The organism is Pseudocolwellia antarctica (genome assembly GCF_049933045.1).
GTDB lineage: Bacteria > Pseudomonadota > Gammaproteobacteria > Enterobacterales > Alteromonadaceae > Pseudocolwellia.
Genome location: NZ_CP187926.1, coordinates 1,932,494 through 1,955,939 on the forward strand (window position 1 = coordinate 1,932,494; position 23,446 = coordinate 1,955,939).

Annotated in this window: 14 protein-coding genes and 4 tRNA genes; 9 read left to right on the forward strand and 9 right to left on the reverse strand. The window is 35.3% G+C overall.

What is annotated here, in order from left to right; genetic code table 11:
- Nucleotides 1-99 precede the first annotated feature (99 nt).
- The 8 genes from ACPUVN_RS08370 to ACPUVN_RS08405 all read right to left on the reverse strand — a co-directional run bounded on the left by ACPUVN_RS08370 (nt 100) and on the right by ACPUVN_RS08405 (nt 4,010).
- A tRNA-Asp gene (locus ACPUVN_RS08370) sits at nt 100-176 on the reverse strand.
- A 46-nt stretch (nt 177-222) separates the two neighbouring features.
- Nucleotides 223-299 (reverse strand) — tRNA-Asp (locus ACPUVN_RS08375).
- 57 nt (nt 300-356) lie between these two features.
- Nucleotides 357-433, reverse strand: a tRNA-Asp gene (locus tag ACPUVN_RS08380).
- Between the two features lie 49 nt (nt 434-482).
- Nucleotides 483-559 (reverse strand) — tRNA-Asp (locus ACPUVN_RS08385).
- Between the two features lie 153 nt (nt 560-712).
- Entirely contained in the window at nt 713-2,035 is a 1,323-nt protein-coding gene (locus ACPUVN_RS08390; RefSeq protein WP_426370434.1) for a TIGR03503 family protein, read from the reverse strand.
- 20 nt (nt 2,036-2,055) lie between these two features.
- A complete protein-coding gene (gene dnaQ / locus ACPUVN_RS08395) occupies nt 2,056-2,778 on the reverse strand; it encodes a DNA polymerase III subunit epsilon (protein ID WP_426357054.1) in 723 nt (240 codons plus the stop codon).
- Nucleotides 2,779-2,803: 25 nt separating this feature from the next.
- Nucleotides 2,804-3,292, reverse strand: coding sequence for a DUF2919 family protein (locus ACPUVN_RS08400; protein ID WP_426370435.1), 489 nt, complete (start codon nt 3,290-3,292; stop codon nt 2,804-2,806).
- Nucleotides 3,285-4,010 carry a DUF599 domain-containing protein gene (locus ACPUVN_RS08405; RefSeq protein WP_426357052.1) on the reverse strand — a complete coding sequence of 242 codons (726 nt, stop codon included), beginning with the start codon at nt 4,008-4,010 and terminating at the stop codon, nt 3,285-3,287. The genes ACPUVN_RS08400 and ACPUVN_RS08405 overlap by 8 nt, the downstream gene beginning before the upstream one ends.
- 463 nt (nt 4,011-4,473) lie before the next feature.
- Between ACPUVN_RS08405 and ACPUVN_RS08410 the strand changes: the two genes are divergently transcribed.
- From ACPUVN_RS08410 to ACPUVN_RS08450, 9 genes are all read left to right on the forward strand, one after another.
- Nucleotides 4,474-6,849: a sugar-binding protein gene (locus ACPUVN_RS08410; RefSeq protein WP_426370436.1), complete on the forward strand. Its 2,376-nt coding sequence runs from the start codon at nt 4,474-4,476 to the stop codon at nt 6,847-6,849.
- 300 nt (nt 6,850-7,149) lie between these two features.
- Entirely contained in the window at nt 7,150-8,475 is a 1,326-nt protein-coding gene (locus ACPUVN_RS08415; protein WP_426370437.1) for a hypothetical protein, read from the forward strand.
- A gap of 11 nt (nt 8,476-8,486) precedes the next feature.
- Nucleotides 8,487-9,764: a FecR family protein gene (locus ACPUVN_RS08420; RefSeq protein WP_426357049.1), complete on the forward strand. Its 1,278-nt coding sequence runs from the start codon at nt 8,487-8,489 to the stop codon at nt 9,762-9,764.
- 65 nt (nt 9,765-9,829) lie between these two features.
- Nucleotides 9,830-14,581 carry an Ig-like domain-containing protein gene (locus ACPUVN_RS08425; protein WP_426370438.1) on the forward strand — a complete coding sequence of 1,584 codons (4,752 nt, stop codon included), beginning with the start codon at nt 9,830-9,832 and terminating at the stop codon, nt 14,579-14,581.
- A gap of 168 nt (nt 14,582-14,749) precedes the next feature.
- Nucleotides 14,750-15,622: an MBL fold metallo-hydrolase gene (locus ACPUVN_RS08430; protein ID WP_426370439.1), complete on the forward strand. Its 873-nt coding sequence runs from the start codon at nt 14,750-14,752 to the stop codon at nt 15,620-15,622.
- A gap of 34 nt (nt 15,623-15,656) precedes the next feature.
- Nucleotides 15,657-17,870, forward strand: a complete 2,214-nt coding sequence (locus tag ACPUVN_RS08435) for a CHASE2 domain-containing protein (protein WP_426357046.1) — start codon at nt 15,657-15,659, stop codon at nt 17,868-17,870.
- Nucleotides 17,871-17,876: 6 nt separating this feature from the next.
- Nucleotides 17,877-19,514, forward strand: coding sequence for an HD domain-containing phosphohydrolase (locus ACPUVN_RS08440; protein WP_426370440.1), 1,638 nt, complete (start codon nt 17,877-17,879; stop codon nt 19,512-19,514).
- Nucleotides 19,515-20,025: 511 nt separating this feature from the next.
- The gene (cysK, locus tag ACPUVN_RS08445; protein ID WP_426357044.1) at nt 20,026-20,994 is read left to right on the forward strand and encodes a cysteine synthase A; all 969 of its coding nucleotides are present in this window, start codon (nt 20,026-20,028) and stop codon (nt 20,992-20,994) included.
- A gap of 108 nt (nt 20,995-21,102) precedes the next feature.
- Nucleotides 21,103-21,534 (forward strand): hypothetical protein, encoded by a 432-nt coding sequence (locus ACPUVN_RS08450; protein WP_426357043.1) that lies wholly within the window; start codon nt 21,103-21,105, stop codon nt 21,532-21,534.
- 107 nt (nt 21,535-21,641) lie between these two features.
- On the opposite strand, the gene ggt is transcribed toward ACPUVN_RS08450, so the two are convergent.
- Complete coding sequence (gene ggt, locus ACPUVN_RS08455) at nt 21,642-23,411, reverse strand: gamma-glutamyltransferase (protein WP_426370561.1); 1,770 nt, start codon at nt 23,409-23,411, stop codon at nt 21,642-21,644.
- Between the last annotated feature and the right edge of the window lie 35 nt (nt 23,412-23,446).

Consider the following 23,446-nt stretch of genomic DNA (forward strand, 5'->3'; position numbering starts at 1 on the left):
AATGAGGCTGTATTAACATTTTAAAATTTACATATGGGGTATATGTAAATTTTTTACACTACCATTATTAGGATAATGGTAAAAAACTATTTTAAAAATTGGCGGAGTGGACGGGACTCGAACCCGCGACCCCCGGCGTGACAGGCCGGTATTCTAACCAACTGAACTACCACTCCGCTATTTTTAAATAGCTATAGAATGATGAGAAAATACAAATAAAATTGGCGGAGTGGACGGGACTCGAACCCGCGACCCCCGGCGTGACAGGCCGGTATTCTAACCAACTGAACTACCACTCCGCTGTAACTTTATCTGAGATTTTATAGGTCTCACCTATTCTATATTTGAAAAACAATTGGCGGAGTGGACGGGACTCGAACCCGCGACCCCCGGCGTGACAGGCCGGTATTCTAACCAACTGAACTACCACTCCGCTATATTGCCTTTCAGATTTTTTTCAGGATTCTTAACCTTAGATTAATTGGCGGAGTGGACGGGACTCGAACCCGCGACCCCCGGCGTGACAGGCCGGTATTCTAACCAACTGAACTACCACTCCACACATCAATCGCGCAATCAACAACATGTCGTTGAATGCGGCGGAGATAATACGGTTATGAAGAGTGTCAGTCAACCACTTTTTTAATATAATTTACATATAATTTACTGTATGGATAATTGATAACCAATACGTAGGAAAACTCGCCATATTTTAGATGGATAGTTTAGTTTTCAAGGCTTTCTTTTTACGTAAAGCGATAAAAACAAAAATACAAATACCTAAAATAATGATGATTGCGTTAATAATTCCTATGGTTATATACATTTGTTTTTGCTTTTCTTCTTCCTCTGCTTTGATTCTTGCCATTTCAATAGCTAATGCTTCAGCAGCTAAAGCTTCTTTTTCGGCTAATAATTCTGCTGCAGTTTTTCTAGGAATTAAAATTTCATTGCCATCTGCATCAATAGAAGAGATTAGCATGCCATTTTTATTTTCTGCGTTAAAAGTAAATTGCGGTAAAGTTAAAACAAATTCACGCTCATCTATGGTTCTACCAAATACATCAACAGTAATACGATGGATGCCAGCTTCAGTATATTCAAACTCATTCATCCGAAGGCCTTTATCTTCTTCAAGCAAAGAAAATTCAACCGCTTGTTTATCGGGATAGGTTATTTTTCCCTGTAAGATAATACTTTGAGGGTCTACATAGGTTGGATCAATAGTAAAAGTAGCAAGGTGGTTTACACCCTCTTCATCACTTGCTTTAACAGATAATGTAACAGGAGATCTTTGAATAACGATAAGGTCAGGCTTTAATTCTCTACTCATCATTGGCATTTTTACATAATAAATAGGCTGCCATTCCCCTGGAGCGAAGTTTAAAACGAATTCCCCTGTATATACTCCATCGCCTGACTTCTCGTCATAGTCGTAGCCATCATCAAGAAATGAGCCTAATTTAACGGGTGCAGAGCCAAAGTTATCGTATAACTTATTATTAGAGCTAAAAAAATCTATATCTAAGTTCACTACAGCTCTAAATAAAGGGTCACTTAAGCCTTTTTCTCCATTTAAAAGCTTACCTGTAACTTTGAGTGTTTCACCTGCAAGTAATATTTTAGGTAAAGGTTCAACTTCAATAAGTACATCTGTTACTACAAGAATTTGGCTATCAGGTTGTATTTGTCCAATAGCTTGCCAAGGTCCTGCCATTGGATTTTTAATTTTGATCAGGTCGTAAGTACGATCATCAAACCATTCCACGCTATTATCATCAGGTAAACTATTTATTTTAAGTTTAGTCCCATCAGGTTTCACCAAAATAATAGGTTGTGAACCAAGTTTACGATAGAAGATGAGTTTTACTTCTTCTATCTCAGAGTCGATTCTAAAACGATTATCGAAATAAGGTATTTGATTGGTTACATTGTCAGGTTTGTAATACTTAATGTCGGGAATATTACTTTCGGCAAAAACAAATAAAGGTAAAATAATAAATACCGCACTTATATTGAATAGGATATTTAGCATTCTATTATTTTTCCTCATTTTCATTTTCCCCATATTGCTGAACCGCCCTTTTTCTCGATAATAGCTAAACGTTCTTGATGCGCTATAACTTCATCGGCAGTTGCACCAATAATCTTTAATTTACTTCTGTTTGGATCAAGTCTTCTGATCTCATCAGAGTTTCCATTTTCACCATCACCAGCAAGTAAATTAAAAGCAGCTTGCTTACGCGTCATCTCTACATATACAAACGCAAGCAACTGAGCATCGATTAATGCCCCGTGATAAGTACGGTCGACCAACTTATCTACTTTATAATATTTAGCTAAGTAATCTAACGTTTTAGGCGAGCCAAACTCATCTTTAGATACTTTCAATGTATCTATAACGGTACACATGTCGTATGTCATAGGTACTTTTTTATTGAGCATTGAAAACTCATGATCCATAAAGCCAACATCGAACTTCGCGTTATGAATAACTAATTCAGCGCCATCTATAAACTTAATAAAGTCATCGGCTACTTGAGAGAATATAGGCTTGTCTTGTAAGAAGTCATTGGTTAAACCATGTATATTGATAACTTCTTGTTCCATTATAAATAATGGATTGATGTAAGCATGGTAAATACGACCTGTTAATTGTCGATTCACCATTTCAACACAGCCTATTTCAACTATGCGATGCCCTTCCCGTGGATTAATACCCGTTGTTTCAGTATCTAGAATAATTAATCGTTCGTCTTGCTTTTCAATATCGCTCACGTGTAACGCCTTTTAACTGAATATTTTATTTTTCAATGTCTTCTGGGAATTCTTGAATATTTAATTTTACTTTTTTATTAGTATAGAGGAAAACCACTAAGACTAATGTAATCACTACTTGTATCAATAGCCATGTAAAAGATAAAAGCGACAAGTAAAAATAGCCCATAAGGCTTATCGCTAAATCAACAACTAGTGCACAAAGTAAAAACTTTCTAATATGCTGCCAACAATATTTTATCCATGAAGGTGCGTTAGGTCGTCTTAAAGTAATGATCAAAAATACAAATAAGCCTAACGCTCCAGAGCCTAAACTTAGATAAAACATTTTAGGATCAGGAAAAATCATTTGAATCGTATCAGTTTGGTTATTCATATTTGAAATAGACATGATCCATACAATATAACCTCGTGTAACAAAGGCTAATAAAGCATAAATCCCTATTGAGAGCTTTAAACAGTCAAACTTATTAAAGTCTTTTAATGAATACTGAGAATATAACTGTTTATTCATCAGGAAAGTTTTTTGCTCGGTTATCCTCTAAATGCTTTTTCGCTTGAGTAATAGCAATAACAGCTTTAGATTTAAATTCACGATTATATAAGGTGTGAACAACAAAGATTGTGGCAAAAATAGATAGCAACGGATGATAAAACCAACACATAACAGGAATAGAGAAATAGTATGCACGTAAGCCATAGTTATAAGAATGTGCTGCTTGATCATGCACCTTTGCCATTTGACGAGCATAAGCTTTAAGATCTTCATTTAAACCGTCTTCATCAATTGGCGCGGCACCCACCATCACATTTAAAAAACCATATTGTCTCATCGACCAAGTAAACTTGAAGAAAGAAACAATAAATATTAGAGCTAAAATACTAAGCTTAAGTTGATACATAGCTACATCAGATAAAGCAGCATAAGGTATTGCATGAAAAACTTCTTGTAGCTGTTCTGTGCGGCTAAATAAAGTTAAAACACCCGCTAAAACTAATAAAGTTGTGGAGGCAAAAAAAGCAATATTACGTTCAAGGTTTGAGATAAGAGCAGCTTCACCTACACGGTTACTTCTTTTAATAACACCATACATCCAATAAATACGATGATAATTTAAACTTCGCGCAAGACAGTCTGTTGTTTTAGCTTTCTTACGAGCAAATACAGTGTATCCAACCCAAAAGGTAATAAAACAAAATAAAGCGAGGCAGTTTAGTACATATAAAGACATTTTCTTGATTTCGGTATGCAGGTTTTGTTTATATTATGCAGGAGAGGCCGAAAAGATTCGAGCCTTAAACGGGAGAAAAACAAATAAAAGCATTGGTTAATTATAAAAACATAAATTTAATTGAATAATTGCGTGATATTTATCTTTGTACTGTTCAATTAGTGTCATAAATCAATGAATTCTCATAGTATTCGATAATAAATCATCCACTTTGAAGAAATATTGTCCAAATGGTTAAAATAAAAAGCGACACTATTCGTCCCATCATATCTTCAAGAGACTAGGCTATATGATACCTGAAGCTATTCAGTGTTTTTTATCTAGAAAAATATTTAACAATGAGATTAAAAAGAGCCTAAGTATAAGTTGTATAAACGAATTATATTTGTAACAATTTAAAACATGCACATATAAAATGTGAACAAATCCTTCATAATAAATAATAAATAAATTCGGAGATCAAATGGTAAAGCTAAGGAATAGCTGTTTATATTTTGCAGCTAGTTTATTCTTATTAATATCAATGTTGACATCAGCACAACCGCTTAATAAAAGTAATAAGTTAGTTATCCCCAATACCAATCAATCAATCATTATCGATGGCGATCTTGACGATGTGGTCTGGAAAAATGCTCTCAGTATTTCTTTAGATATTGTAAATAGCCCTTGGGATAATTTAGCCAGTCCAGTCAAAACCAAAGCAAAAATCATTGAAGATGGTAAATTTATCTACATATCTTTTCTTGCTTTAGATCCAGAGCCTAATAAAATCCATGGTTTTCTCGGTGATAGAGACAGCACTTGGGGAGATGATCTCGTTGGTATCAAATTAGACACCTTCAATAGCAAACAATTAAATTATAACTTTTTTGTTAACCCTTTCGGTGTTCAAAACGATTCTATTTCAAATGAAGTAACCGGAGATGAAAACCGATTATGGGATGGTAACTGGCAATCTTTTGGTAAAAAAACTGAAACAGGCTATCAAGTAGAAATGGCCATCCCTTATAACATTCTTAATTTTGACGATAAAAACAGTGAAAAGACATGGGGAATTGAATTTGTAAGGTTTTATCCTCGAGATGAACGCCTTCGCATTTCGCATATTCAACTCGATAAAGACAATGACTGTTGGTTATGCCAAATATCAGAGATAACAGGATTTGAACATTTAACTAAAGGCAAAAACCTAACCGTTATCCCATCAATGGTTGCTAACAATAATCAACAAAAAGACCCATATGATAATAATTCTGACTGGTCAAAAGCTAACGATATAGATGCGGGCATAGATATTCGTTGGGGAGTAACACCCAATACATTACTTAACGCAACAATTAATCCCGACTTCTCAACAGTAGAATCGGATTCAGGGCAATTAAGTGTTAATAATATTAATTCATTATACTTCGATGAAAAACGTAGTTTCTTTCTAGAAAACTCAGACTACTTCAGTAGTAATTACGATCTTGTATATACACGTAATATTGCTGATCCAGATTATGGCGCTAAACTCACCAGCAGAACAGATAAATACAGCTACGGTATATTTGTTACCAACGACCAACAAACTAATTTTATTGTTCCTGGTAATGTTAGCGATGATATAGCCACATTAAATACTGAAAGTCACTCGGCTGCTTTTAACTACCGTTATAATTTTAATGAACAACTTACCTTAGGTTTAATATCAACCTTAAGAAGCGCAGACGATTATCACAACGCAGTTGCAGGAGTTGATGCAAAGTACAAATTCAATGACTCTCATACCGTTAACGCACAATACCTTTATTCTGATACTGAATACCCTGAAGAGTTATACGAAAGCTTTTGTTTAGGCGACTCTTGTGAAGCAACAACTAACCAATGCTTATTTGGAAACTGTCAATTCACAGAACAAGTTAACCGAACAAAAATAACTGACGAGTTTAGTGATAATGCTTACACCATAGATTATCAATTTAAGACCGAACTTTGGGACTTCAAAGCATCACATGAAAAGATCAGTAACCTTTTTCGAGCTGACTTAGGTTTTATGACAAAAGTAGATTACCAAAAAAATGAATTGGGGTTTTCGCGTTTATTTTATGGTGAAGCTGACGATTTTTGGTCAGAAACACTCTACTTTGCCACTTGGTATAATACGAAGAATGATAATGGTGAGTTTCTTGAACGTTCATTTGACGGTGGTATAGAGTTATTTGGTCCTAAGTTATCATTGTTAAGTTTAAATATAGTACAGGCAACAAAAACAGGCTTAAGGCATGATGATTCATTATTAATCCTAGCGAACAATACCACTTTATTTGATGAGCAACAGGTAAAGCTTTATGCAGAATTTAAACCTTTTAATCGACTATTTACAGGTATCGGCTACGACTTTGGCGATAAGATTGACTATAACAATAATCGTTTAGGTAGTTTTAACGAAGTTTATATTGATATTACGAGTAATATTACTGACCACTTATTTGTTGAGTTTAATCACACTTACAGTGAGCTTAAGGCAGATCATGTAACCACACTTTCAAATGACGATGTTTTTATCGCTAACTTGAGTAACTTACGCATATCCTATCAATTTAGTGTAGAAAGTTACTTAAAACTTAGCTTAGCTTACATAGATGTTGATTATAATCTAGATAATAACCCACTTATTGCCCCAAGTAGTATAAATAAAGACTTATCTACACAGCTCATATATTCCTATAAATTAAACCCTCAAACAGTCTTCTTTTTAGGCTACTCTGACAATAGCTTTCAAGATGACTATTTGAGGAAGCTATCTCGTGCAGAAAAAACATTTTTTACTAAAATCAGTTATGCATGGTCGTTATAAAAATGTTAATGAGAAATGTGTATAACGTTAACCAAACATTGCAAACTTTATTCATTAAAATCAAATAGATAATATCTCCTCCTAAAGCCCTAAATCACCTCTATTTATGTTGATCTTATCCCCGTCTTGGGGGTACGATATCCTCTAAACAAAATTTTTGTAATCTATTTTAGAACAAATATCACACTTAAAAAGACTGAATATTAGTCGCATTTAGCTTTGAATTATCACTCATATTCTAGATGTTTTGGGATGTAATTTTATCTTTAAATAAGTACTCTTTTTTAGCTGCAGGTAATTATGATTAAAAAAACACTTTTTCCTTTATTCTTATCACTTTGCTGTATATCGCATGGAGCATTAGCAGATACAACTAAAGGTGATTCAAATTTAAATAAGTTAAAAAAAGAAGTAAGCGAAAGCGCTTTTGATTCTGCTTGGCTTACCGCTCAAACTCTTAAAGATGAATATTTAGGTGATCCCGCATTTGATTTTTTATATGGTGTGACTGCATTAGCAAACGATCAGGCAGAATATGCTGTTTTTGCATTTGAACGCGTTACCGCTAATAGGCCAGAATGGTTAGACGCACAATATCTATTAGCTAAAGCTAACTACAAAATTGCAAATTACCAAGGGGCGATAACAACAAGTCAGTTATTATTAAGCAACCCTAAAACATCAGAGAAGTTAAAAGAGTCTGCAAATACGCTATTAAACTTATCTCAGTCTAAATTAGATAAACAATCTTTCTATCTATCACAACGTGTATCATTAAGCTTAGGGCACGACTCAAACATTAATTCGGGTACCACAGAAGACAACATTTTTATCCCTTCAACGGGTGATACTTTTCTCTTAAATGATGAGAGTAAAGAAGTTAGCGATAATTATGGTGCGCTTAGTTATCAAGCATCTGGCAGTAAGATCTTTTCTCAAGTTTCAAAAATTATCTTTTCTGGGAAAGGCACAGTACATAATTTTCAAGATGAATCTCAATACAACCGAATGTTTGCCGACCTAGCCTTTCAATATCAACACTCTTTTGATTTTGGCCGAATATCCGTTGGACTCAAGTTTACCCCTTTATGGTTAGATGACGAGTTATATAGAACAAGAACAACCCTAACCACCAATTTCGAAAAGCAATTAACCTCTAAGTGGCTAATGACTACCGGACTAAACATCGGAAAAACAAATAATAAAATTAGTGATGCATTAAATACTGATAATGTTTCCGTGAGTCTCGCTGCCCATTATTTCTCGAATAACGTTAAACACTCTTTAGGTTTAAGTTACTCAGATGAGAAAAGTGATCAAGACATCTACGATTACAACAGTCAAAAAATAGCAACAGTAAGTTATTCAAATTTATGGCTTATCAATAACGCTTGGATCGCGAGCGGTATGATTGCTTTTCAGGAAAAAAAATATCAAGACTCACATCCTTTCTTTCTAGAACAACGAGATGATGATATGTGGCTCGCATCAGCAAGTCTGCAATACAATCAATCTAAACGCTGGTCATACAATCTAAACATTAACGCACAAGATAAAGACAGCAATTTGTCACTCTTTTCTTATCAACGTTCAGATATTAGCTTAACCGCTAATATGAACTTTTAGAGGTAATTGATATGAGAATACTTAGTAAATCAAACACTTTAGCTTTATTAACAAAAACCACGCCTACGCTAATATTATTTAGCTGTTTGAGCTACGTTGGTACTAGCTATGCAACTACTGAAGAAATAGTCGCCGGAAAAACACTGTTAGCTAAAGGTAATGTTAAAGCGATTAATCCAGAAACAAATGCTACTCGCTCTTTAAAGCGTCGTTCTAAAATAATGTCTGTAGAGCACATTACTACAGGTGAAAACAGTAAAGCTCAATTTAGTATGTCTGATGGTGGATTAATTACACTTAAAGAAAACACCGAGATTAACGTTAGCCATTACGTATTTGATGAAGAAACACAACAAGGTTCCGCTACTTTGGAAGTGATTAGTGGTGGATTACGTTCAATCAGTGGTTTGATCAAAAAAACAGGTGGTGACTATCAAGTTAAAACCCCTGTAGGCTCGATTGGTATTCGCGGAACTCACTTTGCTGTAGAAGTATCAGGCGACGATGTATATTTTGGCGTTTATAGCGGCAATATAGATATAGAGTTAGACAATGACCAAACACTTTCATTAGGTGTTAGCGAGGGTTTTGCTTTTGCATCTGTTAGTCAATCAGGAGCAATTACTCCATTTACCAAAGCACCTGAGATTTTGTCCTTAGGCTATAACACTTCGCAAGCAGAAAGCTCGGAAGATGTACCAGCTGAAAATACTTCTAATGAAGAAAGTAACGCAATCCCTGTAACAGATGTTGCATCAACTGATGTTATTACAGACACAACAACAGTCGATGCATCAAACACAGAAAATAATAGTAGCGAAGAGTTAGTAACCTCTGATGTTTATACTGATTTGGTATCAGAAGACATAGATAGTGTATCTGAAGAGATTGTGGATATAGAAGATATTCAAACTATCGCAGAGCTTATCTCTGAGCGTACAGGTACTTTTAATTACGCAGAAATCATCCAAAGCGACGTAACTTCATCGGTAGGAAATGCAGGCGATTTATCTCTTAACTTAGCTGTCGATTTTGACAATGGAACCGTTCCTGGCGGCTCATTAAGCTTAACTGATAATCAAGGTGAATGGTTTGCTTCATATTCGGGACTAATTAATGTTGATCAATTAGAACTTAATATTAACTTCGCTTCTCATGCGAACAAACGTGCAGTCGGTGATATTACCGCAATTTTTTCAGATGGATTAGACGAAATTACAGGTCAATTTAATTTGCAAGAAGTTGATGATACATCAATTTCAACTGAAGGTTCTTTTCAGCTTAAGTAACTCAATACATAAGTAAACATAAAGAACTCTATTCAGCTCAATGATTTAAAATTAGGACTTACCCAATGCGCAAATTTAGTATTATTACCGGAACACTCATAACATCAAGTTTACTTCTTGCTGGCTGTGGTGGTGGTGAAAGCGATTCAGTTGAAGCAGTTACGACTCCTTCTTCAGAAGTTACTTCTCCCACGACAAACGATCAAAGCGAACCCGTTACAACCGATAATAACTCAATATCTCTAATAGGTGTATTAGGTAAACAAGAAATAAAATTTCAGAAAGTTAGTGGTGTAATTAAACAGCAAAACGCTATTGTGGATGCTGAATTTTCAAATGCGATCGGTGAATTTGTTTATAAAGGAGATACAACAGATATTATCGGTAATATAACTTTCGCGTTAAACGTAAGTGATCCAGATGGAATAACAGATATATCTATTTATTTACCTGATGTACAAAGAACGATTGTTATTTGTTCTCAAGACTGTGGCACCGAATACAGCGAGAATATTATCGGTTATAACCCTCAGCTATACGGATTATCTGAAGGTGTTCTAAGAATAGAATTATTCGTTACAGATAGTGCGCAAAACACAGCAAAATTAGATGCACAAAGTGTCAACTGGCGCCCTATTAGTATTTCAGGGATAAACATCACTCGTGAAAATGACAAGTTAGCTATAAACTGGAATGGCGAGGCGTCTCTTGAACGTTACAATGTTTATGCCGCTACAGATCCAAATTTAACACCACTTAATGCCCTTACTCTAGAGCATGGTGTGCAACAACTTTCTATAAAAGAAACAAGTGTAGAAATAGAAGATCAAGATCCTGCACAAAGTTATTACGTGCTGATTACAGGTATTGATGAGAATGGTGAAAGTGGTTTAAATGTCCCTATAAAAATAGCTTCAACACTTGTTGTACCAAATCAAGCCCCCTATGCAGTAACGGACCTAATTGAGATTGATGAAGATTCTTCAATTAGTTCAAATGTATTAGTAAATGATATAGATCCTGAAAATAGCGAACTTACTCTCACCGCTATTTTAACTCAACCATTTAATGGCGTCTTAACAAGTCAACCGAATGGTGAAGTTACTTACACTCCTAATAGCAATTTTAATGGTAATGACAGCTTTACTTATCAAATTTCTGATGACGAAAACAACCTAGCTCAAGCTACTGTATCTATCGTTGTAAATAATGTAAATGATGCGCCTATTGCAGCGAATGATATCTTCAGTGTTGATGCTGATAATACACTTACATCAGATTCAGGTGCTTTGATTGTTAACGATTATGATATTGATGGTGACTTTCTTTTTGTTAACATCGACGCAATATCAGAGCCATTACACGGCACTTTACAGCTAAATTCTGATGGTAGTTTCATTTATGTAGATAACGGAACATTTGCAGGAAATGATAGCTTTCAGTACCAAGTTACCGACAACAAAGGCGGTACAAGTACAGCAGAAGTAACTTTATTAACTTCAAGTGAGAACACAATACCTGCTGCAGCAAACGACAGTTACGAAATTAACGAAGACGAAAACCTTGTTTTAGTCTCTACAAATAGTATTTTAAATAATGATACGGATCCAAATGGATTTGATCTCACTTTAAATACCACGCTTATTAAAACAACTTCACATGGACAATTAAATTTAAGTGTGGATGGTACTTTTACATATATACCCGATACTAATTTTTATGGTCTTGATGATTTTAAGTATGAAGTAGTAAATACATTAGGTGAAACCTCACAAGCTTTTGTCAGTATTGCAGTAAAACCTATTGCAGATATCCCATTGGCTAATAATGATAACTATCAAATAGATGAAGATAACATTCTTGATGTAAATGCAGATGAAGGATTATTAGCTAACGATTCAAATATTGATGGCGGAACGTTAAAAATAAATACGTCTCCGGTTGTTACTCCTCAACAAGGCAGTGTTTTATTAAATGTAGATGGTAGTTTTATTTATACACCTAACAGTAATTTTCAAGGGTTAGATACTTTTAGTTATCAAATACTTAATACAAACGGCCATACATCTACCGCACAAACAAGTATTACAATAAACGCAATTAATGATGCACCTCAAGCAGTGAATGACAACGCACAAACGAACTCTGAAACACAACTCGCTATTAATGTTATTAGTAATGATATAGATGTTGATGGTGATACTTTAACAATAATATCAGCTTCAACTGAAGCAGAGTTTGGCACTGTATCTATAGATACTGTAAGTAACATTTTATTCTATACACCATTAACAACTTTCGGTGGTGTAGCTTTAATTAACTACACAATTGCAGATGTTCAAGGTATTGAAAGTAGTGCAACTGTTCTAGTTTCAGTTAATCTAATAAGTTCACTAAACAGTGTTCCTATTGCTACTCCCGATACTTATATATTGACCGAAGACACCCAGCTAACAATTGATACCTTATTGGATAATGATACGGACTCTGATGGTGGAACTTTATCTATATTAACAACACCTTTAAATGACGTTTCTAATGGTGTTTTGATTTTAGGCTCAGATGGTACCTTCACATACACTCCTAAAGCTAACTTTAATGGTACTGACAGTTTTACTTACAGATTGACAGACAACCAAGGTGGTTTTACTAGTGCCCAAGTCACCCTAACAGTTAATCCTTTGAATGATTTTCCCATAGCTAATTTAGACTCATACTCTATGTTAGAAAACACTAGCCTCACAGTCATAGCTACAGATTTTAATGCTTTATTAGCGAATGATAGTGATGATGATGGCGATACTTTAACAGTCAATGTTGCAGCAAGCTCAAATCCTGCATCTGGTACTTTATCTATTGATACAGATGGTGAATTTACTTATATACCAGATGATGACTTTGTTGGTGTTGACAGCTTTAACTACCAATTAGAAGACGGCAATGGAGGTTCTGTAACCGGTACAGCAACTATTACAGTTGTTAATGTAAATGCTGCTCCTAAAGCAATTCCAGATCATTACAACATGATCCAAGGTAATGTTTTAAATGGTGAGACTGTACTTGATAATGATACAGATGCTGATAATGATGTGTTAAGTCTAGATACTTCATTTCTATCAGGGGCATTTAACGGCACTGTTGTATTCTTAACAGACGGTACATTTACTTACACCCCAAATATTGATTTCTTTGGTGCTGATAATTTTACCTACATGGTAGATGATGGCAATGGTGGTCAAGACGAAGGATTAGCTAATATAACAATATCAGCTGATCCTGATGCTCAAGGTAATCCATTAGCAAGAACTGATAATTATGAAGTTGATGAAGATTTTTCATTAATGGAGACTAGCCTATTAAATAATGATGTTGTTAACCAAAATAAAGATTCTGATACCACTATATTAACAGTATCTCCTACTCCAGTTACAGCACCAAGTAATGGAACACTTATACTTTATAATGATGGTTCATTCACTTATACACCTAACCTTAACTACTTCGGTAACGACACTTTTGAATACAAAGTAACTAACATTTACAATAAGTCTGCCACAGGAACAGTTAACTTAACTGTTAATGCAATAGATGATGCACCTATAGCTGTAGATGATATTTTTACAGTAGAAATGAACAGCGGTATAAATGAAGGTGATTTTTTACTTGATAACGATATTGATCCAGAAGATGAACATTTAGACATCAATGAAACACCTTTTACAGATGTTCAAAATGGTAAACTAATCTTAGATAAACATGGTGAGTTTGAATATACACCAGACACCAACTTTATTGGTGTAGACAGTTTCGTGTATCAACTTATCGATGATGGCGGTAATAGCGACGTAGCCACTGTAACTATAACGGTAACCGTACCTTCAGAAAATCCATTAGGGAATTTACCTCCAATCGCGGTTGACGATACTTGGACTATAAACGAAAACACAAATAACAATTATACTTCTTTTATATTAAATAATGACAGTGATCCTGAAGGTAGCGAGCTAGAAGTTAACGAAACACCTGTTACAGATACACAACATGGCACATTAAAATTAAAAGCTAATGGCCTTGTTAAATATACACCAGACACTGATTATGTAGGTACTGATAGTTTTGTTTACCAGATAATTGACGGTAACGGAAATACTGATATAGCAACGGTTACTATTACAATTCTTAATGTAAATGCAGCGCCTAGTATTGTTACCGATTCCTTCACCCTTACTCAATACTCCACACTCAATGGCACAAGTGTACTTAATAACGATACTGACGCTGATAGCGACTCCCTAAGTATAGACACTAACTTTGTATCTTCACCTCTAAATGGAAGCGTTGTATTTGAAAGTGACGGAACATTCACATATACACCAAACTCAGGTTATGTAGGGTCAGATATTTTTTCTTATAAAGCTATTGATAATAATGGTGGTGAAACTGAAGGAGTAGTTACTTTGGTGGTCGAGCCTAATACCTCAACCACCTTACAGCCTTTTGCTCGTGATGATTATTACACTGTTGAAGAAGAAGAGACTTTAAATGGAAGTTCAATACTAGATAATGACGATGCTGTAGGCATAGTCTTACTTGGAATAACTATAAGCGAATTACCATTTATAGTAACGCAACAACAAGATGTTGAGCATGGTACTTTGATACTAGACAGTGATGGTGAATTTACTTATACACCAGATGATGACTTTGTAGGGGAAGATACATTTATTTATTCAGTTTCACATACGGGTATAACTACATCTTCTGCTATTGTTCACATAATAGTAACTGATGATGATGATGATGATGATGATGATTAAGCATTGTAAAGTTTAGTTCAGGGAATGAGTAATAATAAAAAAAGATTAAATATAAATATTTTATAATGGCGAAACACTAGAAGGATAGACTACTGCTTACCTATCTAGAAAATAAGTGTAACTTTTTAGCCATAATAACCATGACGAATAATTAATGGTATTAACATAATGAAAATAGAATTTTATGGCGTTAGAGGTTCAATGCCAACTCCCGGAGAAAATACCGTTGTATATGGCGGTAATACTTCGTGCGTCTATCTTGAATTAAGTAACGGTAACAATGTTATTTTAGATTCAGGTACAGGCATTGCAAAACTTAACGGCAAATTTAAAAGTTACAAACGCCCTATCCATTTATTAGTTACCCATAATCACTGGGATCATATTCAAGGTTTTCCTTATTTCGCGCCAATTTATAGTGAAAACACAACAATTGAAATAATAACGGGCATCACCGATAGTAATGACACTGATATGATATTAAAGCAAATGTCAGGTACTAATCATCCGGTGAAATACGACCAACTCCCTTCAAAAATCACATTAAATACCGAACTTGCTCACCAGAAAGAATTTTCACTAAATACTTTTAAAGTCACGACACAAGCACTTAACCACCCCGACGGTGGCACAGCTTATTGCTTAACAGGTGATAACCAAAAAGTTGCCTACGTAACAGATAACGAACTTAAACCACCTTATGCAGAATCAAGCACCTGGGATGAATGGGTAGCGTTTATTAAAGATGCCGATGTACTCATACACGATGCGCAATACAACAATAAAGATATGCCGTTAAAACATGGCTGGGGTCATAGCACTTACGAACAAGTAGCTGAACTTGCTATGCAAGCAAATGTAAAACAGGTGTTTCTTATTAGTCACGATCCTTCAGCAACAGACTCTGAATTAGCGAGACATGAAAAAGAGCAACAACAAAAATCAAGTCATAAACTCAACATCACTTGGGCAAAAGAAGGATGTTCATATTTAATAGACACTCAAGCCTTTAGTACAATCACAGCTATAAGAGCTCAATAAAACCTTCATGTTCTTTATTAACCTATACCAATCTATGCGTTCAAGATTTTACACCACCCGTTTTTTTATGGGGATGTGTATAACCTGTTTAGTTATTGGCCTTCAATTTATTAACCTATCGCAAGTACAAGGTTTTTTAGAACGTATTGAAGGCATGCTTTACGACATGCGTTTAAATACAACACTCAATACCAATGAACGTCAGTTTGATGAACAAATAGTTATTATTGATATCGACGAAAAAAGCATGCAAGAACAAGGTCGCTACCCTTGGAGTAGAAGTAAAGTGGCCCAGTTAGTTGAAAAGCTTCATGAAGCGGGCGTTGTAGTTATCGCATTCGATATATTCTTTGCTGAACCAGAGCGCAATCCTGTTAATGAAATACTCAATAAAAATAAAGCACTAAACAACCAATTAATCGATCAAATAACCGCCCTATCCGACTCTGTTGACGCCGACACTATATTTTCAAACACCTTAAGCGATTCTGAAGTTATTTTAGGCTTCTTATTTGATAATGAAGCAAAAACCATTGGTTACTTACCTGAGACCTCAATCGTTTGGCAAAAAAATCAATACGACACATCCCAAGTAGAATCTTTCGATAAAGTATTGGGGAATATAGAACAGCTACAAACATCGGCGATTGGTGCCGGTTTTATTAATTCATTACCAGAAAGTGATGGTTTTATCAGAAAGGCCTCACTCGTACTTAACTATAACAACACTTTATATCCTTCATTAGCACTCGAAGCAGCACGTGTTTACACACTTAACGATTCAATAAATGCAATTACAGAGTCAAGCCAAAATATCTCTTGGTTACAAGGTTTAAGTTTTGGTAAACATATAATTCCAACCAACGAAAAAGGCCAAGTGATCATCCCGTTTAGAGGTGAAGCACGTAGCTTTGAATATATTTCGGCAACCGACGTGTTAAATGAAAGATTAGCTGAAGGTTACCTTGAAGGTGCTATTGCCTTTGTCGGCACATCAGCGGTTGGTTTAGCTGACTTACGAACAACTTCGGTAGGTGTTCAATACCCTGGAGTTGAAGTACACGCTAACGTGTTTGAAAGCTTAATTCATCCGGAAATCATTCCTGTAGAACCTGACATCGGCTTAGCACTGTCATTATTAATGTTGGCGTTTACAGGTATCATTCTTTCTTTTTCAATGACCAAGCAAACACCCGGTAATATAGTACTGATTTTTTTAGTATTTATTATCATACACATTAGTATTAATTGGTACTTGTGGAGTGCTTTAAAAGTTAGCTTACCTTTATTTCAAAACCTATTACTTATCGCCTTGTTAACCCTTTATTATGCAGCTATTGGTTTTATGATAGAAAGTTACAAACGTAAAAACATTAAAGGTATGTTTAACCAATATGTACCTCCAGCCTACATAGATAAACTTATCAAACAGGGTAAAAACTTAGAGCTAAAAAGTGAAAAAAGAAATATGTCAGTATTGTTCGCCGACATAAGAAGCTTTACCGATTTATCAGAAAACTTTACACCTGAAGAGTTAACTGAATTTATGCAAATTTACTTAACTGACGTCACCTCTATTATTTTTGAAAACCAAGGCACAATTGATAAATATGTAGGCGACATGGTAATGGCATTTTGGAATGCACCACTTGATGACGAAGACCATGCAACGCACGCTGTTATTACTGCTTTGAAAATGATTCAAGCAACTAAAAAATTATCTGTTATATTTAATGAGAGAGGTTGGCCAAGTGTCAATATTGGCGTGGGTATTAGTTCTGGCGATATGAACGTTGGTGATATGGGCTCTACATACCGTAAAGCTTATACAGTTCTGGGCGATGAAGTTAATTTAGGATCTCGTATTGAGTCATTAACTAAGTTCTACGGTGTAGACATCTTAATTTCAGAAAAAACTTTAAATCAATTATCGCCTAACAAAATTGTATGCAGACAAATTGATAAAATTAGAGTGAAAGGGAAAACTCAAGCAGTAACTGTATTTCAACCATTTTCCCTTGCAGAAGAAAGTAATCCAGAAACCGAACAAAACCTTCGTCTCCATCAAGAAGGAATTAATGCTTACAACTTAGGTCAATGGGATCAAGCAAGCCATATTTTTCAACAATTAAAACAAAATGAATTTTGTACCACTGCTATTTATGATATATATTTAAACAGGTTAGCGTTATTAAAAGATGATCCTCCTAAGGAATGGGATGGTACATACACCCATCAATCAAAATAGTGACTTATGAATAAAAAAGTTTTAGACGAGACAGTTTTCCAACACCTGCTTAAAATTAGTATTGAATTAAGTAGTGAAGAAAACACTGAAGTATTGATGGAAAAAATTCTTATTGCAGCAATGACTATTTCTAATGCTGATGCGGGTTCAATCTATATGGTTAACGAATCAAAAGAAATTGAGTTTCGTACTATCATCAATACAAGCCTCAACATGCATTTAGGCGGTAGCTCTGACAAACCTATAACATTCCCAAGTATTCCCTTATATATAGATAACGAACCCAATAAATCTGCCATGGTTACTCATGCCGTGAATAGCGGAAAAGTTATTAACATTAAAGATGTATACGACGAACTACCTTACGATATAAGTGCCGCACGAAGAATTGATAAAGACACGGGTTACCGAACCCAATCTATGCTCACCTTTCCATTAAAAGATCATATTGGCGATACCATAGGTGCTATCCAGATTATCAATGCACAGCAAGAAACGCCTGAAGGTAAATTAGAAACCGTTGAGTTTTCTGCAGATGTTGAAGCGCAAATATTAGCTTTCGCGTCTTTAGGAGCAATTGCCCTAACCAACAAAGCTTTAATATCTAATATGGAGTTGTTGTTTGAATCATTCGCGAAAACAATTGCTGCTGTTATCGATGAAAAATCACCTCATACAGGTGGTCATTGTAAAAGAGTACCAGAGCTCACGTTATTAATAGCAGACGCCGTTCATGCAGAAAATAAAGGTCCACTTGCTGATTTTGTATTAACACCACAAGAAAGACATCAACTTAATATTGCAGGTTGGTTACACGACTGTGGGAAAATTGCGACACCCGATCACATTATCGATAAGTCGACTAAACTTGAGACCATTTTTGATCGTATTAACTACATAGATACCAAATTCGAAATTGCTAGCCGAGATATAGATTTACAACATCAAGAAAAAGTAATAACGGCTTTAAAAGTAGGTAAAACTATTGAGGTTTCACAACTTGAAAGAATGTGTACGGTAAAACATAAACAACTGAATTTAGATAAAGCCTTTATACAAAAAGTGAATATTGGTGGTGAGTTTTTATCTGAAGAGCAAGAGAGTCAAATTAAAGACGTTTTAACTCGATACAGCATTAAAATTAATGGGGTAACACAACCTTTACTGACTGAAGATGAAATACAAAACCTTTCTATTAAGCGCGGTACACTTAATAATGAAGAACGTTTGATTATTCAGCACCACATGGTTGTAACCAGTAATATTTTAGAAGCACTACCTTTCCCGAAACATCTTACTAATGTCACTGAATATGCATTGGGCCATCACGAAACCATGGACGGAAAAGGTTATCCTAAAGGTTTAACTAAAGAACAAATGTCGGTTCCATCTAGGTTAATGGCAGTTGCTGACATTTTTGAAGCCCTTTCTGCTTCAGATAGACCTTATAAAAAAGCAAAACCAGTCAGTGAATGTTTAACCATCATGGGTAATTTAGTCAAAAGAAATCATCTTGATGCTGATATCTTTACTATTTTTGTTCGTTCAAAAGTTTATGAACAATACATCAACAAATTTGCGAACTCAGAACAACTTGATGATTTTGATCTTGAGAGTATTCCAGGATTAATTACCTATACCTAGCAGGTATGCCTAGTATCTATAATAATTAATCATGAATATTACTTAAATAACCTGAACTTGGTTTAAGATGTTTTTAATTCATTGAAATTATTACTAATAAAATTTAACTTATACTCTAGCTTGATAGTTTTTCTTTCTTCAAGGCAAATTTCGCGTCAATAGCTAGCCTATTGCAAGTAAATTTAACGATGAAGCAAGTAAAAGTAGCTGTTAGAGAAGAATATATTAAGCCGAGATCAGGTTAAATAGATAGCTACAAACAGATACCCATAAATAGGTTTTATCGCGATACATAAGGTGTGAATTCATACTTTATGTATCATCATATATATCTATTCAATTTATCCCGTATATCTTATAACTAAATATCACTTCTTTTTTATTCATAAGCATATAGTCTTAGCAAGTAACTTTTTACGAATAACATTATTCGTTAAGTATCTAAATTAATACCAAATAAAGCGCTGTTAAGTCAGTATTAAAACTTAAAGCCACATTGATAGGAAATAGCATGACAAATATATTTGAAGATAATTCGCTAGCAGTAGGTAATACACCACTTGTAAGACTTAATCGTGTAACAACTGGTAATGTTTTCGCAAAAATAGAAGCAAGAAACCCAAGCTTCAGCGTTAAATGTCGTATTGGCGCAAATATGATTTGGGATGCAGAGAAAAAAGGTTTATTAACCCCTGGTAAAAACATTGTAGAGCCAACTAGTGGTAACACAGGTATCGCACTAGCATTTGTTGCAGCTGCTCGTGGTTATGGCATCACACTTACAATGCCAAGCACAATGAGTTTAGAACGTCGTAAACTTTTAGCCGCTTTAGGCGCTAAAGTTGAATTAACTGACGGCGCTAAAGGTATGAATGGTGCAATAGCTAAAGCACAAGAAATCAGAGATGCAGATCCTGAAAATACGATTCTTTTAGGTCAATTCGATAATCCAGCAAACCCTGAGATACATGAAAAAACTACAGGTCCTGAAATCTGGAAAGATACTGACGGTAACGTTGATATTTTTGTTGCAGGTGTAGGTACAGGTGGCACAATTACAGGTACAAGTCGTTACCTTAAACGTGTATCAGACAAGCCTATTCTATCTGTAGCTGTAGAGCCTACTGACTCACCAGTTATTTCACAAAAATTAGCGGGCGAAGAATTAAAGCCTGGTCCTCATAAAATACAAGGTATTGGTGCTGGTTTCATTCCTGGTAACTTAGACCTAGATATTGTGGACGCTGTAGAACAAGTATCTAACGAAGATGCTATGGCAATGGCGCATCGTCTAATGAAAGAAGAAGGTATTTTAGCGGGTATTTCTTCAGGTGCAGCAGTTGTAGCAGCGAAAAGATTAGCTGAATTACCTGAAAATAAAGACAAGAACGTTGTTGTTATTTTACCAAGCTCAGCTGAACGTTACTTATCTAGTGCATTATTTACTGATACATTTTCTGATAAAGAACTTGTTCAATAATATTTAACCTATTTAATTATTATTGATAAAGGCGCGAAAGCGCCTTTTTTATTGCCATAAATATCTCTACAATGATTTATCTTTCTTCTCATTTCCCATAAGGACATTATGAGTTTTATAAAATATATCCTATTAGGTTTAACCGTATTAATTGCTGGATGTAATCAAAACAAAGACGATATAACCGTTATCGACAATCCTGAATTAGTGACCATTGCCTTTTTTGATGCGCTATATAATGAAAAAGATGTTAAAAAAGCGGCCAGTGTATGTGCACCTAAATTATCTAGAATAATACTGCACTACAAATCAAGCCAAGCCGTGGGCAGACATTTATTCAATATGCAGTTTGATAAAGTAGAAATATCTCCAGATGATAGTGGCGTTAAAGTACGAGAGCAATTTAAAGACGCAGCAACAATCACAGTATACTTCTCAGGTACTTACTTAGGAAATAAGGTAAGAGACGTTAAACGCTTATCCCTTGTTCAAATTGATGATAAATGGATTATTGATAAGATCCTAAAAGACCCTTTTTAAATATTAATTATTTTTAGGTTTTCCAAATACAAAAAAGCTCGAACACTATGTTCGAGCTTTTTTTATTGGTTTAGAAAATTACTAGCTTAAATGAACTAATAGCAAAACTACTGCCCTAACACTTTACCTTCACGTCTAGGGTCTGCTCCGCCTTGTAATCCATTATCAAGTACTTTAATGCCATGTAAACCACTATTTAAGTCACGTATAGCAACTTTGTGTCCCATCGCTTGTAAAGTAGGTGCTAAGGCTTCTATCGAAGTTCCTCTTTCAAGGGTTGTAGTATCATTACGATTAGTAACATTGGGTAAGTTAATCGCTTCTTGTAACGACAAGTCCCAATCTAAAACACCTACAATAGCTTTGGCTACATAGTTGATAATTCTGCTACCACCTGGCGAGCCAATCACTAATTTCAAGTTATTGTCTTGATCAAATACCATAGTTGGCGCCATTGAACTTCTTGGACGCTTAAAGGCTTCAACTCGGTTTGCTACCCACTTCCCATCTTGCTTTGGTGATAATGAGAAATCAGTTAACTGGTTGTTTAGAATAAAACCTTCAACCATGACCGCTGAGCCAAAAGCCATTTCGATGCTTGTGGTCATCGATATTGAGTTACCTTCGCCATCAATAATTGAAACATGGCTCGTATTCGGGCGTTCAATAGCGTTATCTAACCCCATTGCTAGCGCACCTTTTGGTTCACCTGCTTTGGCTTTGCCCATATCTTTATCTAAACTAATTAACTTAGCGCGCTCTGCTAAATAGCTCGCATCAATTAATCCAGCAACAGGAATATCTGCGAAGGCGGGATCAGCAATATATTTTTCTCTATCAGCAAACGCCAGCTTTGAACTTTGCGTAAATAAATGTAGAGCTTCAATGCTATTTGGAGCTTGGTTCGCTAAATCAAAATGACTTAAAACACCTAACATTTGAATAATAGCAACACCACCCGAACTCGGCGGAGCCATACCACACACGTTATATATTTTATAAGCACCACATACTGCATCAACTTGATTAGGTTTGTAACGGCTTAAATCACTAAGCGCTAAACGACCTGGAGCAATTTCAGAATTTTGCACTTTATCGACAATCTTCTTCGCTATCCACCCGTCATAAAAAACAGAAATACCTTCAGCTGAAATGCTTTTGTACACGGCTGCTAACTTAGGATTCTTTAATAAGTCCCCTGCTTTTATAGCTTCTCCATTAGGATAAAAGTAATTATGTATTTCAGGTAATTTCAACACACCAGGGTTGTAAGCTAAATCAATCAACTTGGCTAAGCGTGGTGAAACAATAAAACCATCTTCTGCTAGTTTAATTGCATCATCAAACAACTCGCTCCAAGCTAATTTTCCGTATTGTTGATGAGCTTTATATAAAGCAGCCAAAACACCTGGTGTACCAACAGAGCGTCCACCTACTACGGCTTTTATCCATGGAACAGCTTCACCATTTTCATCTAAAAACAAATCAGACGTCGCAGCTTCAGGTGCTGTTTCTCTACCGTCAAAGGTAGTTAAATTTTTATTCGATTTATCCCAATGTAAAATAAATGCTCCACCACCAATACCTGACGACTGAGGTTCAACTAGCGTTAGCACTAATTGCACAGCTATAGCTGCATCAACAGCGCTGCCGCCTTTGGCTAATACATTGTATCCTGCTCGGCTTGCATAAGGATTTGCTGCAGACACCATAAATTTTTTGGTAAATACATCGTTGTTTTCAATTAACCCTGTTGCAGCTTCTGGCTCACGATCTTCTCTAACCAGTTTTGTTGCTACATTTTGTGCAACCTGAGTGGCTAAACTTTCTGAGGTGTTTTGAGCTGAATCACTATGGCTACCACATGACGAGATCATGAAAAGCGCACTAACGATAAGTGATTGTTTAAATG